Annotated in this window: 14 protein-coding genes; 11 read left to right on the plus strand and 3 right to left on the minus strand. The window is 60.6% G+C overall.

The window, feature by feature from the left end:
- Window positions 1-110: 110 nt before the first annotated feature.
- Window positions 111-440, minus strand: coding sequence for a DUF4148 domain-containing protein (locus SB753_RS33700; protein ID WP_408476088.1), 330 nt, complete (start codon window positions 438-440; stop codon window positions 111-113).
- Window positions 441-760: 320 nt separating this feature from the next.
- Here SB753_RS33700 and SB753_RS33705 point away from each other — a divergent pair, with 320 nt between their 5' ends.
- From SB753_RS33705 to SB753_RS33755, 11 genes are all read left to right on the plus strand, one after another.
- A complete protein-coding gene (locus SB753_RS33705; RefSeq protein ID WP_410804306.1) occupies window positions 761-1,960 on the plus strand; it encodes a cytochrome P450 in 1,200 nt (399 codons plus the stop codon).
- 306 nt (window positions 1,961-2,266) lie between these two features.
- Window positions 2,267-2,542, plus strand: a complete 276-nt coding sequence (locus tag SB753_RS33710; RefSeq protein WP_410804308.1) for a DUF4148 domain-containing protein — start codon at window positions 2,267-2,269, stop codon at window positions 2,540-2,542.
- Window positions 2,543-2,606: 64 nt separating this feature from the next.
- Window positions 2,607-2,894, plus strand: a complete 288-nt coding sequence (locus SB753_RS33715; RefSeq protein WP_410804310.1) for a hypothetical protein — start codon at window positions 2,607-2,609, stop codon at window positions 2,892-2,894.
- 222 nt (window positions 2,895-3,116) lie between these two features.
- Window positions 3,117-4,388: an epoxide hydrolase family protein gene (locus tag SB753_RS33720; protein ID WP_410804312.1), complete on the plus strand. Its 1,272-nt coding sequence runs from the start codon at window positions 3,117-3,119 to the stop codon at window positions 4,386-4,388.
- A gap of 93 nt (window positions 4,389-4,481) precedes the next feature.
- Window positions 4,482-5,714, plus strand: coding sequence for a CynX/NimT family MFS transporter (locus tag SB753_RS33725; protein ID WP_410804314.1), 1,233 nt, complete (start codon window positions 4,482-4,484; stop codon window positions 5,712-5,714).
- Between the two features lie 193 nt (window positions 5,715-5,907).
- Window positions 5,908-6,702, plus strand: a complete 795-nt coding sequence (locus tag SB753_RS33730; protein ID WP_410804316.1) for a GNAT family N-acetyltransferase — start codon at window positions 5,908-5,910, stop codon at window positions 6,700-6,702.
- 108 nt (window positions 6,703-6,810) lie between these two features.
- Complete coding sequence (locus tag SB753_RS33735) at window positions 6,811-7,656, plus strand: CPBP family intramembrane glutamic endopeptidase (RefSeq protein ID WP_410804318.1); 846 nt, start codon at window positions 6,811-6,813, stop codon at window positions 7,654-7,656.
- A gap of 295 nt (window positions 7,657-7,951) precedes the next feature.
- Entirely contained in the window at window positions 7,952-8,500 is a 549-nt protein-coding gene (locus tag SB753_RS33740; protein ID WP_020070054.1) for an RNA polymerase sigma factor, read from the plus strand.
- Entirely contained in the window at window positions 8,497-9,459 is a 963-nt protein-coding gene (locus SB753_RS33745) for an anti-sigma factor family protein (RefSeq protein WP_410804320.1), read from the plus strand. Before SB753_RS33740 ends, SB753_RS33745 begins: the two co-directional genes overlap by 4 nt.
- 755 nt (window positions 9,460-10,214) lie before the next feature.
- Window positions 10,215-10,727, plus strand: a complete 513-nt coding sequence (locus SB753_RS33750) for an RNA polymerase sigma factor (RefSeq protein WP_020070056.1) — start codon at window positions 10,215-10,217, stop codon at window positions 10,725-10,727.
- 89 nt (window positions 10,728-10,816) lie between these two features.
- Window positions 10,817-11,266, plus strand: coding sequence for a universal stress protein (locus SB753_RS33755; protein ID WP_288829796.1), 450 nt, complete (start codon window positions 10,817-10,819; stop codon window positions 11,264-11,266).
- Window positions 11,267-11,355: 89 nt separating this feature from the next.
- On the opposite strand, the gene SB753_RS33760 is transcribed toward SB753_RS33755, so the two are convergent.
- Window positions 11,356-12,756 carry an amidase family protein gene (locus tag SB753_RS33760; RefSeq protein ID WP_410804322.1) on the minus strand — a complete coding sequence of 467 codons (1,401 nt, stop codon included), beginning with the start codon at window positions 12,754-12,756 and terminating at the stop codon, window positions 11,356-11,358.
- A 187-nt stretch (window positions 12,757-12,943) separates the two neighbouring features.
- Entirely contained in the window at window positions 12,944-14,032 is a 1,089-nt protein-coding gene (locus SB753_RS33765) for a sensor histidine kinase (protein WP_410804324.1), read from the minus strand.
- Window positions 14,033-14,410: the final 378 nt, after the last annotated feature.

The raw sequence follows: 14,410 nt of genomic DNA on the forward strand, positions 1-14,410 counted from the left end.
GCATGCACTCGCGAAAAACTTTTAACGAGTCCGCACGCGATCAACGGCGCACGAACAGGTCGATCGTCAAAATGAATACAGGCAGTGGGATAAATGAACGGTGTGTTTCGTTAAGGCTTGGCGTAGATCGGGCCGAGGCCGATGACATCCGACTCGGACGAATGCGGCGAACCGGAAGCCGAGCTGCCGTAACTAGACGATCCATACGATGATGCGAGCACATTCTTCTGTGCGTCGATACGTGCCTCTGCGGCCTGGATGTTCTTCGGGTACTGCGTTTGATCGCTTGCGGGGTTATAGCCGGCGTTCTGCAATTCGACCAGTTGCGCACGGACTTCCGCTCGGGTCAGCGGCTGGTTCGACTGCGCGAACGATACAGACGGCAGTGCAACGGCAGCGGCGACGGAAGCGACGACAATCAGCGATTGAATGACTTTCATGATATCCACCTCAAGAGAATGTCTTTCGACGCAAACGCCCGTTTGCGTTTTCGGGTTCTGCGAGCGCCAGTGCGGCTGGCATGGAATCATTAGACGCTCTCCAGGTATCTGGCGTATGTCGGCGATCCGCGCCGGTGCAACGTTATGTAACGCCCCGGCACGCAGACACATTGGGATACAAAACGAAGACGGCTCGCATTGACCCTCCTCCGCATGGACGGAATTCGCTGTGGCGGATGGAATAGGACAAGCCTGCCGGGTGTTATCGGTTGCAACCGGCGTAGCCGTCCGTCCATCGACTTACTGGAACACCCTGCACGATGAATTTCGCGACCTTCTCGTCTCCCGCCTTCTTTACCGATCCCTATCCGATGTACGAAAAGCTGCGGGAGGCAGGTCCGCTGCTGCCTGTCGGGCCCAACGCGCTCGTCACGGGCCGCTTCGAGATCATCGACGCGCTGTTGCGCGACCGGCGCATGGGCAAGACTTATCTGCAAAGTGTACGCGCACGTTACGGCGACGCGGCCACCGAACAACCGGTATTTCAGGCACTCAGCCGCACCTTTCTGATGATGAACCCGCCGGCGCACACCAAGCTCCGGACGCTGCTGATGAAAGCGTTCAACGCGCGACAAGTCGAAAAACAGAAAGAGATAGTCGAAGCGACCAGTCGCGAACTTCTGGATCGCATCGGCTCCGCGGCCCAATTCGACCTGGTCAGCGAGTACGCGTTGCCATTGCCGGTCGAGATCATCTGCCGGCTGCTCAATATCCCCTCTTCTGATGGCACTGAACTCGGTGTGGCCGCGAGCCGCCTCGTCGCCGCATTCGATCTCCCGCCGCTCGATGACGCCGCGCTGGCCGATGCGAATGAAGCCGCGCTCACGCTAGAACGCTATTTCCGCACGGTCATCGAGCAGCGCCGTGCACGGCCCGGCGACGACATCGTCTCGTCGCTGGTTCATGTCGAGGACGAAGGCACGACCTTAAGCGACGACGAAATCGTCTCGAACGTCATACTGTTGTTCATTGCCGGCCACGAAACCACGTCGAACATGATCTGCAATGCAATGGTCGCGCTGTTTCGTCATCCAGCGCGGCTCGAAGCGCTCAGGCGTGAGCCGGCAATAATTGCAAAGGCGGTTGCCGAGTGCATGCGCTTCGACAGTTCTGTGCAAATGGTGGTACGCACCGCGTTGGAAGAAGTGGTGTTTCAAGGCGTGACGCTCAAGCCCGGCACGATCGTCTTCATGCTGACCGGCGCAGCGAATCGGGATCCTGCGATGTTCTCGCATCCCGACCAACTCGACTTCGACCGTGGTCCAAATGTCCCTTCCCTCGCATTCGGCGGCGGCATTCACTATTGCCTCGGCGCAAGGCTCGCATTGCTCGAAATGGAAGTGGCGCTGCGAGATCTTCTCGCGCGCTTCCCGCAGATGCAGCCCGAAGATCTCGACCAGCTTAACTGGCACCGCCGTAATAATCTGCGCGGCGTGCAGTCGTTGCGGATACATATCTGAGCGATTGCATACGACGCGGTGCGTCGGCTTCTTCCAATTGCGTTTGTCGCGCTGTTTATTCGCGATTCAATCAAAGCGCTATTGCAAATGAATAGGCAGTTTTGTTTCTCAATGTGTATGAGATTCGAACTGATACACGGCATTGCAATAGCCAGCTTTCGTGACACACACCAGATACCTCGTGTGGCTTTAATGCATTCCAACGACGGAATCTGAACAACGCGACGCGGCGGACCTCACTGTTCCCGGCCGACTTTCAGATGCCCGTACGGATGCTTTCCAGCCGATCTGTTTCAGGAGCACGACATGAAAGTTTCGATGATGAGTTTCGCCCTTGCTGCTTTGGCCGCTTCCGCAATGAGTGCTTCCGCTTTTGCGGCGAGCTCCGCCGGCGCCAACACCAACAGCAGCGCCAACGCCAGCACCACCATCACCACCTTTGACGTTCAGCAAGCGGCTAGCTGGGCACCGGCCCAGACAGCACTGAAATCGAAGACTCGTGCCGAAGTTCGCCAGGAACTGGTGCGCGCCGAGAAAGACGGTCAGCTTGCAGCACTCAGCAAGCTCTATCAAGGCAGCTAGGTTAACCGCCCCATTTCAGCCACACAGAACATTTGCTGCCAATTCATTCATTGGAGGTTCCATCATGATCAAGCGCCTTGTTATCGCCGCGGTTCTCTGCGCAAGTGCCGCAGTTGCCGCGCCGGTTTTCGCCAGCAGCGGTTACGGTCCGGCGCCTCACTACAACCCGCTCGTCGGCGCGCCGTCCTCGCAACGCGGCCAGAGCGAGCAGACCGTGCTCGCCGAACAGGCCGAGTCGATGGCCAGCGCGGACGACACCGCGCAGTCTTACGGCGGCATGCCCGACACGACTTCGCAAGCAGGCTCGCGCGCAATGTCCGGCGTTTCCATCGCGCCGTATTCACATCACTGATTACACATCACTGATGTCTGCATCGTTCACCCATACGACGTGTCGCTATTCGCCCCGATGCCCGGCAACGTCGTTATCACTGTGATCTGAGTCCGCTGCTGTCTGACTCGCGCTCCATACCGCTTGCTCATCGACAGGCTCGGCGGTGGAGCGCTCTCTTCGTGAACTTCCCGGTCCGCCGCGAACGGCTCGCCGGCTTCTTATAGCGTCAGGAAATCAAACATGTCTTCAACACCGTTTTCTCCCGCTCGACGTCACGTTCTCGCCGCCTCTGTCGCAGTCGGCGCCATGGGGCTGATTCCCGGCTCCGTGTTCGCAGCCGCCGGCGACAGCAAGATTCGTCCGTTCAAGGTCAACGTACCGGAAGCCGATATCGCCGATATGCGCCGACGCATCGCTGCCACGCGCTGGCCAGGTAAGGAAACCGTCGCCGATGAATCGCAAGGCGTGCGGCTCGTCAGAATGCAGGCGCTAGCGCAGTATTGGGGCACTGATTACGACTGGCGTAAAGGCGAAGCGAAACTGAATGCGCTGCCCATGTTCATGACCGAAATAGACGGGCTCGACATCCAGTTCATTCATGTACGTTCGCGCCACAAGAATGCTTTGCCGCTCATCATGACTCACGGCTGGCCGGGCTCGATTTTCGAACTCATCAAGGTCATCGGGCCGCTCACCGACCCCACCGCTTACGGCGGAAGTGCCGACGACGCGTTTCACATCGTCGTGCCGTCACTGCCGGGTTTCGGTTTCTCCGGACAACCGAAGACAACCGGCTGGGGCTCGGACCATATCGCTCGCGCGTGGGGTGAGTTGATGGCGCGTCTCGGCTATACACGTTTCGTTTCGCAAGGCGGCGATTGCGGATCGGTCATCTCGCACCGCATGGCGATGCAAAAAGTAAAAGGCTTGATTGGCATTCACGTCAACATGCCTGCAACCGTCCCGCCGGATCTCGCTACCTTGCTCCTGCTTGGAGAACCGGCGCCGGCCGATCTGTCGCCGAAAGAGAAAGCCGCCTATAACTCGCTGAATGTTTTCTATCGTGACAATTGCGGCTATGCATCGATGATGGTGACCCGCCCGCAAACCGTAGGTTATGCACTCGCGGATTCGCCTGTGGGCCAAGCCGCCTGGATGTACGACAAGATTTCGCAATGGACGTATAGCGGCGGCGTGCCGGAACGCTCGCTCACCCGCGACGAAATTCTCGACGACATCTCGCTTTACTGGCTGACGGACAGCGCGACTTCTGCCGCGCAGATCTATTGGGAAGATCATTCCAACAACTTCAATGCCGTCGATATTTCGTTACCCGCCGCGGTGACGGTCTTTCCCGGTGAGATCTATCAGGCACCGCGTAGCTGGACCGAGCGCGCCTATCACAATCTGATCTATTTCAACGAAGTCGACAAAGGCGGTCACTTCGCCGCGTGGGAACAGCCGCAACTGTTCGCAACCGAAGTTCGCGCCGCGTTCCGCACGCTGCGTTAAGAAGAGCGGTAAGTCACGGCGAGCGCCTCGCGCTGTCGCCGTGACGTTTCGCATGCCAACGTCGGCAGCGAGTGCCACAACGCCAGGAATTCCATGCCTCAATCCACGAATACAAAGAAAGCGGCCGCGGCCATTGCCCTTCTGATACTTTCGGTCGCGCTGCGTCCGCCAATCGTTTCGATCGGCCCGGTACTCGATTCGATACAGAGGAGTTTCAGCCTGAGCTACACGCAGGCTTCGTTGCTCACTGCGATTCCCGATATCTGCATGGGTGTGTTCGCGCTGGTCGCGCCGGGCGTCGCGCGCCGGTTCGGCACGGACAACGCGGTGGTCGCCGCGCTCGCTCTGCTTTGCATTGCGATGATTGCCCGCGCACTGGCAGGCTCGGCGGACGTGCTGCTCGTTTGCACCGTGTTCGCGGGCATCGGCATCGCAATCTCCGGCTCCCTGATCGGCGGGTGGGTCAAAAAGCACTTTGCGCGCGACGCGTCGTACTTCATGGGCATCTACAGCGCGGGACTCAGCGTGGGCGCAACGGTTGCCGCAAGCTCGTCGGGTTATATCGCGCATAGCCTCGGCGGCTGGCGCGTGGCCGTGGCGTTATGGAGTGCGCTTTGCATTACTGCCATTGTGAGCTGGCGCAGACTCGCTCACCGCTTCCAGCTACCGGAGACCGGTGAACGTGAACAACGCCAGCCCGCGAAACCCGCGGCGGCGGCCGGACTTCCGTGGACGAGAATCGACGCATGGCGCGTTGCCATCTACTTCGGCGCGAGTCAGTTCATTGTCTATGCCTGCTTCGCGTGGCTTGCTTCGTCGAGTGCGGAGATGAATATCGGTGCGCTTTCACCCGGCCTCGTTCTCGGCCTCTTCACTTGCGTGTTCGCGTTGAGCAGCTTCGGTATGGGCATGAAAGCGGGCCATTCGGGCGACCGGCGCGGCTGGTTGGGACTCGCGTCGGCTATCACGGCGCTTGGACTCGGCGGCCTTGCTTTCGCCCGTACGGCTTTTCCCGTGCCGTGCATCGTATTGATCGCCATCGGCCAAGGCATGTGTTTTACGCTTGCGATGACCTTGCCGCTCGACAACACCCATACGCCGGCCGAGACCAATGCATGGAGCGTATTCATGCTCTTCGTCGGCTATCTGGTGGCGGCGCTCGGGCCGTTGAGCTTCGGCCTTCTGCGAGATCGCACGGACGGCTATTTCGCCTCGTATCTGATGCTCTTCCTGGTAGCTGTCGCGATTACGTCGATGGTGCCGCTATTAAGACCCTTGTCGCAATCGGGAAGCAAAGCGATGCCCGCGATGTCCGAGCCGCGTTGATCGACACCTGCCCGCGCGCTTTCAACGACGCATCTGGCGATAACAACCCGTTTTGCCAAAAACACCGTGCCATTGGAATAAAGCCGGAGGCTCAGGTGTTCTTGACTGATACAACGCTCGAATACGCGTCAGCAGGCATCTTGGCGCCATTGCTTTGCCGCGCGTCGCGTCTTCATCCACCAGCCCCATAGTCATGAAAAGATCAGAAATCCTCGAATCCAACGACCAGTACGTGTCAATGTGGAAAGTACTGGCCGGCGACCGCAAGGGCGCCGATCTGCGCGATAAAGCGGGGCTCTCGGTGTGCTGGGCGGACAGCCCGTTTCCGTTCTGGAACGCGCTATTCATCAACGAGAACATTTCGGATCGCGATCTGCTGCGCGTTCGCCTGAGAATGTCGCGTACTTATATGCTGGCAAAACAGCACAGCGGCCTCGTGTACGTCTGCGAAGATCTGCTGAGCGGTGCGGCGCGTGAAGAACTCGACGCAATCGCCGCGAGCGAGAATCTGGCTTTCGCACTCGATATCGCCGGTATGGCCGGCGATATCCTGCCGGTCGAAGCAGGCTTGCCGCATCCGGTGCTGGACTTTGCGCGCGTCGACAGCGAAACGGCATTGCAGGCCTATGCCGACATCAATAGCGAAGGATACGGTTTTCCGCTCGAAGCAGGACGCGCGGGCCTTGCGGGCTCGACGTTCTGGAAGAAAACTGCTTTCGCGTACATCGGTTATCTGAACGGTCAGCCGGTCTCGACAGCGGCAGCGATTGTCAACGACGGCGCCATCTATCTCGCGCTCGTGGCGACGCGGCCAGACGCGCAACGCAACGGATTCGGCGAGGCCACCGTCCGTTATGCGCTCAATGCGGCCTACCATGCAACGGCGATCAGGCGGACCATCCTGCACGCTACCGACGCGGGCCTGCCCGTTTACACGAGAGTCGGCTACCATCGCACGACGGTCTTCAAGACTTATCGGCTGGCCTGAAGCCGTAAGCTGACGCGCATATCAGCGTTGCTAGCCGTGCTGCTAAGCCGCGGTGTAGAGCCGCGGCGCAGAGCAAACAATAGCCTTTACATATTTCCGGAAGTTCTAATGGCCGCATTGCCATGGATTGCCATTTTTATCGCCGCTTCCACGGCCATTTTTCGAGCGCCCCGCCGACTGACATTGGTCCTTCTCGCTATCGGCTACGGGCTCGCGTTCGCACTTGGACAATTGCATGTACTCGCAATACTTCCGATTGCCTTACTGCTGTGCACCGGCATTCTGTTGCAGTGGAACCCTTCGCCGCTCGGCAAACTGCTCTGCAATGTCGTTTTCATAATCGTGGCGCTCGGCCTCTTTCAGCACTGGCTACCGGGCTTTCAGAATGTGAAGGTGATCGATGCCGCGCGTTTCACGCCCGACGCCGCGCGTTATACGATGTACCTGAACTTCGATAAGCCGTTAATCGGCTTCTGGCTGGTACTCACCTATCCGTGGGTTCAGCCGAAGAAATCATTCCCGGTCGTAGCCGTATCTGCGCTCGGCGCTTGCGCGCTCACGTCGGCGGTCTGCCTTTTTATTGCGTTTGAAGCCGGCTCGATTGCATGGGCGCCAAAGTGGCCGCATCTCGCGTGGCTCTGGATGCTCAACAACTTCTTATTCGTTGCGTTCGCCGAAGAAGCATTCTTCCGCGGCTATATTCAGGCAGGAATAGCGCGCATGATGAAAGCGCCGCCACAAGCCTGGTGGTTCGGACTGATCGTCGCGGCCGTTCTCTTCGGTCTCGCGCACTATCAGGGTGGCACGGCTCTGGTTGTGCTGGCGGGACTATCGGGGCTCGGCTACGGCCTGGCGTACCGTGCCGGCGGACTGCAGGCCGCGATGCTTACGCACTTCGGACTCAATCTGGTGCAATTCGGCTTGTTTACCTATCCATTCATCGCCCGGTCATAAAAAGCCCGAATGCGCCGGGTAAGTGCGATATGGCAATTTGCGTTATGTTTCAGCCCTGATGGAATAATAATTCGATCGGGTTGTTTACGTGTTGATGGATTGCCTGCCCAATTTCGCCTGAACCCATGGATACTCGTCAGATACCGCAACCGGTCCTCAAGCGTCGACGTTCGAGTCAGACGCGGACCCTGCCGCACGAATCAACCCGACAGCGGTGCTCCTGTCATATCGGAGAGCACTTATTCGCCGAGCCGGTGCACGCCGGCAGTGCCGTATCGGACGAGGACTCGTGCCAATGACCGCCGCCGACCTGTCCGCCATGCTTCCGCCGCTGCTGCCGCGTCTGTGGGCATTCGCGCTGCGTATTTCGGGAGATCAGCATGATGCCGAAGATCTCGTGCAGCGTGCCTGCGTGCGCGCACTAGAACGCGCGCATCAGTTGCAACCGGGCACCGCGCCGCTCAGCTGGATGTTTTCGATCGTGCAATCCACGTGGATCAACGAACTGCGCGCGCGCAGCGTGCGCGGGCGCTCGGGCATGGATTGGGACGACGACTTCCTGGAAACCGTCGCCGACCCGGCCGCCCGCACCCCGGAACAGAACGTCATGGATGGCCAGATCGTCAAGGCGGTGCAGCGGTTGCCCGAAGCACAGCGCGTCGTTATGCTGCTGGTAGGCGTGGAGGGCCTTTCCTACAAGGAAGCGGCCGAGGCGCTGGGCGTGCCGATCGGCACGATAATGAGCCGGCTTTCGCGGGCTCGCCAGGCCATCGGCGCCCTCTTTAGTGACCTAAAAGAAGAACGCGTAAACAGCGCGGCGATTAGTAAGGACCAAGGGGCATGAAAATGGACGACATCCTGCTCATGGCATATGTGGATGGCGAACTAACGCCACAGGAGCGCGAGGAAGTCGAGAAGGCAATTCGCACCTCGGCCGATGTCGCCGAACGCGTTGCGCTACTCGAAGCGTCGGTGCTGCCGTATCGGCGCGCGTTCCAGCAACAGGCATTGCCGCCGGTTCCGGAAAGCCTCACTCGCAAAATCGCCGAGCTCGCGCAAGCGTACGCGACACCCGCCGCGGCGTCGCCGGTGGGCGGCAACCATGGCGCGCCTGCCCCCGACTCGCAGCCCGATCCTCTCGCAGGCCCTTCCCTGCCGGTACGCTCGCGCTTACGCACCGCGGCACCGTGGCTCGCGGTCGCGTTCGTCGCCGGCGCTTTCTGCTGCGGCGTGGTGCTGCGCTTCGCGCCTGGCGCTGCGCAAGGCGGCTTCGCGCAATCGACCGCTCAGGTGGCCGGGCAGAACGGCATGCACGACGGCGCACAAGGCGGCGCGTCGCCGTGGGTCATGGCGGCAGTCAGTTATCAGCGCCTTTACACGCGTGATACCGTCGCATTGGATTCGTCCAATATGGCCGCGGCCGCGCACGTTGTCGATAACATCCGTCACGACGACGGACTGCCTATTCGCGTGCCCGACCTGCGTTCGGCCGGACTGACATTCAAACGCATACAGCGGCTGCGTTATAACAACAAGCCGCTGGTGCAGATCGTTTATCTACCCGAAAAAGGCTTGCCTGTTGCACTGTGCGTGATGAAGGACGAAAAAGCCGACTCGGCGCTCGCGCAACAACAGGTGGACAGCATGGACGTCGTCACGTGGCGGCGCGACAAACTGAGCTATGCGCTAATCGCCACGCCCGGCGATACCGATCTCGGTGCGCTCGGAAAGCGGATTTCCGAAAGCGATGTTGAGGAACTCATCGGCCAGTTGTCCAAAGCCGAACGCCCATTCGCGAGTTGAGTAACAGTCTTTCAACAACTGCCCACGTGTCGCACCTCGGGCAGCTGAGTACTTGCGTCAGCACTGTCCACACGAACATCGGCAATCCGAAGGCGACTCGCTGCAGCGCCGCCTGAAGATTGCGTTATAGCTATCACGCCGGCACACGCGCGGCATCCGCCTTTCCTTCTCGCGATCTTCAGGTGAGCGGCACTGGGATGATTGCCGCTGTCACGCAGCGCCTGGCAAGTCCGCACCTGTCACCCGGATCGCGTTTAATCAGTACGCCAGCGATAACGCACGCCTGCAAGTGCGGAAACGCGGAGTTCGCATCCTGCAGCGACGCTTCCTGGTTGCAGCGCCATTCCTTCTTCCTGGCACCGCGTGTTTAACGGCCAGCACTCCCAACACATACTTCCCAATTACGCCCTCCATTCTTTTTGCAATGTATCCATTTGTGCGACTGCTACACAACATTGCAGAACTCCACTTCGCCGACATACGCCAGATACCTTGAGGCGTTCCAATCGTAGTACGGCTTCGTTATTCGAGTCGCTAATGCGCGTTGCAGAGAAGGGATAGTCGTCGCCTGGACAACATGTCCGATGCATTGTCAGAGGTGTAAGGACTTCCTCAGCAGGATTCTCTGTAACGCGTGGTCCGCCTGCGTCAGTTGATGAATGCGTTCGACCGGTTTAGAGCACTTCGCCCGGCCACGCGACATACACGGCATACAAGGCAGAGGGGTGGCATTTCTTATCAGCGTTACATGGGCAATGAAGCAAACCGATCTCTCACTTCTGCTCCCCGACATGCTCCCGCGGCTCTGGTCGTTCGCATTCCGTCTTTCACGGAATCGCTACGACGCGGAAGAGCTGGTGCAAAGAGCATGCATACGGGGTTTGGAGCGAGCGCATCAATTGCGCGCCGGTACCTCGGCATTGAACTGGATGTTCTCGATTGTCCATTCAACATGGCTCAACGATCTGAAGCAGCGCGATCAGCGCAGCCAGTTGCAGGCCGAATGGAGCGACACGTTGTCGGAGACAGTCGCCGATCCGGGCTCCGCGTCGGAAGCGGGTGCGCTGGCCCAGCAGATCATCGCGGCAGTCGAGCGGCTGCCTGAAGCGCAGCGTGTCGTCCTGTTGCTGGTGAGCGTGGAAGGCTTCGGCTATCAGGAGGCGGCCGACGCGTTGCAGATACCTGTGGGCACCGTGATGAGCCGGCTGTCGCGCGCGCGGCGGACCATCGGCGCGCTGTTCGATGACGACTGCAAAACGGCGAGATAGCGCCGGCTCCGTCAAGCGGGAATAAACGTGCACGGTGGCGTGTTGTTGTGTCAGCACCGCCCCTCATGCCCCACTTGCGATAGACACTCATGTCATCTCTTTTCAGAATGCTGCTCGTGTACGACGGCACAGCCGAGTCCCAAGCCGCGTTGTCGCGTTGTTCGCAACTCTCGCTGGCGTTGTCGGCCGCAGTCGATGTGGTGTCGGTCGTCGACCCGGCAGGCGCAAATGCGCACTCTGCGGGCATGCTGAGCGACCTCGCCTACAGCCGCCTCGAAGAATTCGCGCGCCATACGTTGCAAACCGCCATTGGCAAACTCGCGGACAGCGGCGTCACCGCGCACGGCTACCTTACTTTCGGACGCACCGCGGACGCCGTCTCGCGACACGCGGCCAACTTCAATTCGGATATCGTGGTGGTCGGCCACCGAACGCAGAAAGGGTTCTTGCGCTGGCTGGGCGAGCGGCCGGTTCATCTGGATCTGGCAGAACGCCTGCGCGGATCGACTATCGTCACCGTCACGCTGCCGTCGGCATAGCGTCGGATAGTCCGCACTGTGAAGTTGCGTTACGCGCACAACAGGTGGTTCGCGATCCCAAGTGCTTCACAGCGCGGACCTTCACATACTTAGTAATCCGGATCGACAGGCGACGCGGGTGCACCACGCGCTTCGATCGCTTCGCCGGCGAGCAGGCACAGGTCTTCACGAAAGTGCGCGGCGACGATCTGAACGCCGACCGGCACGCCGTCGACGAGTTGCGTCGTTACCGCCAGACCCGGCAAACCCATCGCAGGCAGAGCGCGCATCGTCAGTTGTGCTTCCCACACGCGGTCGAAGCCCGCTGCGCCCTGCATGTCGAGGTCGTCGGGGAACGGGAGCTCCGACGAAACCGGCATCAGCACGACCGCGTACTGGTCGAGAAACAGCCGCCATTGACGCAGCAACGTCGTGCGCCTGACGAGCGAACGGCTGATCACATCGGCAGGCAGGTCTTTCACTTTGAGACGCGCGGCCGCGACCACCGCGTGCGCGCCAGGATCGCCGTCGCTCGCCACCATGTCGGCGAGCGCCCCGAAGCCGTCGCCGAGCCACAGCCGCTCCTGCAATTGCGCGGCTTCGCGAATCGCCGGCACGTCGTCGATTTCCTCGACGGTCCAACCGGCATCGACCAAACGGCGCGCGGCGTCGAGCAAGGCGTCCTCTACTTCCTTCGCGATCTGCAAGCCGCCCGGCCGCAGACAGATGGCCGCGTGCAACGGCACCGCGCGTCCTTCGAGCGGCATCGGCATATACCAGGGATCGCGCAGATCAGCCGCGGCGAGCGCGGCGAGACCGAGGCGCAGGTCCTGCACAGTTCGCGCGATGGGCCCGGTTGCGGACATGAGTTGCGCACCGATCGCGCGTTCCGGCGACGAAGCATTGAAGGCCGGCACGCGACCGAAGGTCGGCCGCAGCCCGTGGACGCCGCATGCGTAGGCGGGATAGCGCAACGAGCCGCCGATGTCGGTGCCGAGCGCAAGCTGGCCGATGCCCGCTGTGACCGCTGCCGCGCCACCGCCAGTCGAGCCGCCCGGCGTCAGTTTCGCGTTGCGCGGATTCAGCGTGCGGCCGTGCACCTGATTCGAGGTGAACCAGCGCAGCGCGAAGGTCGGCGAATTGCTCCGGCCAAGCAGCACCGCACCGGCTTTCGTCAGATTGTCGACGGCGGGACTATTGGATTGCGCCACGAGGTTTTCCTGCAACCGCGTACCGTTGGTGGTTGCGAAACCGGCGTGGTCAGTATTGATCTTCGTCGTGACCGGCACGCCGGCAAGCGGCCCCGGATCTTCGCCGCGCGCTATTGCGCGGTCCACGTTATCCGCTTGCTCGAGTACCAGCTCAGGCCGATGCGCGACCACTGCATTGACTTTCGGATTCACCGCATCGAGCCGCTCCAGCGCGGAGAGCGCCGCTTCGCGCGCAGATACGTTGCGGGTCTTGACCAGCCCGGCAAGCTCGGCCGCGGACAAACGCCATAGTTCACTCATGTTGCCTCCAATAAGAATTCTTATTTGAACGGCTCAACGTATCCGCCGTATTTCCAACTGATGCCGCTTTGCAAGCCACTTTTTCCAGAAGCGCTGCAGATACATTGCGCTACGAAAGTCCGCACGCTTCGTGCACGTGAACGGCGATGCAGCAACGGCAAGAAGGAGGCGCGCGACGTCGCGTCGTTCACGCGACAATTAACGGCAACGTGAGCCGCGCTTCGAGGCCTCCCGTCAGGCGGTTTTCCAGATAAAGCTCGCCGTGCATCGCATGGGTGAGTCGCCGCGCGATCGCGAGACCGAGGCCCGAACCTGGCGCGCGCGCGGCAGTGCGCGGCGCGCGATACCACGGCGCGAATACTGCTTCCATCTGCGACGGTTCAATGCCTGGTCCGTTATCCAGCACGGCAAACACCACGGCCTGCGCTTCGACTCGCAAATGCAAACGCACATCGCTGCCGTAACGCAATGCGTTGTCGATCAGATTGACGAGGACGCGACGAAGCGCATGCGGGCATGTCTCGATCGAATAACCGACCTCGCCTTCGAGTTCGATGCAATGCCCCGCATCGCGATAGTCGTCGATCAGGCCGCTGAGCAGTGCGTCGACAGACACTCGGGTTGGCGGCTCTTCGACGTTGCACTGCATTCTCGCGCAGGCCATGCTCGCCTCGACTAGCTGCTTCATTTCGGCGAGGTCGCGCGTCAGCGAACGCCGCAATGCGAGATCGTCGAGCGCCTCGCAGCGAACACCCATTCGTTTAAGCGGTACCTGCAGGTCGTGTGCGTAAGCGGCCTGACTATCGAGCAGTTCCGCGAGGCGAGCCGCATGACGGCCGCGTGTGAAATCGATTGCGCGAGTCAACCGCAACACCGCAGATGGACCGCGCTCGGGGAGCGGCGCATGATCGTCGCTTGCACTGTGCAACTCGATCGCCTTTGTCACATGCTCGATGCTCACACGCAGATACCGCACATACATCCACAATGCGGCGGCGAGCAGCGACAACGAGACGGCCAGGCCTGCGGCGATCGCCACCGAACCAGTTCCGGCGAAACAGCGAGTCACGAACAGCGTGATCGCGCGGCCACCCAGGTCGAAGAGCGGCACGAACAATGCGCACGCAGCGATTGCCACTGTGTTGCGGGTCCGGCCAGTCACAAGCAGGCGACGAATTCCAACGGCCGGCCGCAACGTCGAGTCTTCGGCATCTGCTCGAACCAGTGCAGGCGATCGGCGAGTGGAATCGGATGGCATCAACGCAATCATCGTCATGGAGATTCTCCTATCGCCGCCGCGATGCGCGCACATCGATACTCGCGTTCAAATCGCACGAGCGTTTCGACGGTCTTCGCAGCAGGCATCTGGTCGCCGTGTGAAGGCGGCTGGTTCATTCGAGCATGTCGGATGAAAGGAAGTCGCTCGCCGTCATCGCCCGTGATAGAAGCATATCGTTCGAGGCGCGGAGTGCCATCATATGTAGGTATGAGCCAAGGCCGTCGAATATGGTCAGTCGAGCTTAGGAACCGGGCCCGAAGACCTTCTGCCGGTGGACGGGCCATGTGTGTGCGGGCATACCTTCGTTTGTCTTGACCGTCGCTGTGGCCGGCGGCATGATTGCCTGCCCGCCAATCCGCGTTGCGCGCCGGGCGA

The organism is Paraburkholderia sp. SIMBA_053, from assembly GCF_046534895.1.
Taxonomy (GTDB): Bacteria; Pseudomonadota; Gammaproteobacteria; order Burkholderiales; family Burkholderiaceae; genus Paraburkholderia; species Paraburkholderia caledonica.

Bases quoted from the DNA above. Each gene is read 5' to 3' on its own strand.
- SB753_RS33700 (WP_408476088.1), bottom strand. From the start codon at position 440: ATGAAAGTCATTCAATCGCTGATTGTCGTCGCTTCCGTCGCCGCTGCC.
- SB753_RS33705 (WP_410804306.1), top strand. From the start codon at position 761: ATGAATTTCGCGACCTTCTCGTCTCCCGCCTTCTTTACCGATCCCTAT.
- SB753_RS33710 (WP_410804308.1), top strand. From the start codon at position 2,267: ATGAAAGTTTCGATGATGAGTTTCGCCCTTGCTGCTTTGGCCGCTTCC.
- SB753_RS33715 (WP_410804310.1), top strand. From the start codon at position 2,607: ATGATCAAGCGCCTTGTTATCGCCGCGGTTCTCTGCGCAAGTGCCGCA.
- SB753_RS33720 (WP_410804312.1), top strand. From the start codon at position 3,117: ATGTCTTCAACACCGTTTTCTCCCGCTCGACGTCACGTTCTCGCCGCC.
- SB753_RS33725 (WP_410804314.1), top strand. From the start codon at position 4,482: ATGCCTCAATCCACGAATACAAAGAAAGCGGCCGCGGCCATTGCCCTT.
- SB753_RS33730 (WP_410804316.1), top strand. From the start codon at position 5,908: ATGAAAAGATCAGAAATCCTCGAATCCAACGACCAGTACGTGTCAATG.
- SB753_RS33735 (WP_410804318.1), top strand. From the start codon at position 6,811: ATGGCCGCATTGCCATGGATTGCCATTTTTATCGCCGCTTCCACGGCC.
- SB753_RS33740 (WP_020070054.1), top strand. From the start codon at position 7,952: ATGACCGCCGCCGACCTGTCCGCCATGCTTCCGCCGCTGCTGCCGCGT.
- SB753_RS33745 (WP_410804320.1), top strand. From the start codon at position 8,497: ATGAAAATGGACGACATCCTGCTCATGGCATATGTGGATGGCGAACTA.
- SB753_RS33750 (WP_020070056.1), top strand. From the start codon at position 10,215: ATGAAGCAAACCGATCTCTCACTTCTGCTCCCCGACATGCTCCCGCGG.
- SB753_RS33755 (WP_288829796.1), top strand. From the start codon at position 10,817: ATGTCATCTCTTTTCAGAATGCTGCTCGTGTACGACGGCACAGCCGAG.
- SB753_RS33760 (WP_410804322.1), bottom strand. From the start codon at position 12,756: ATGAGTGAACTATGGCGTTTGTCCGCGGCCGAGCTTGCCGGGCTGGTC.
- SB753_RS33765 (WP_410804324.1), bottom strand. From the start codon at position 14,032: ATGACGATGATTGCGTTGATGCCATCCGATTCCACTCGCCGATCGCCT.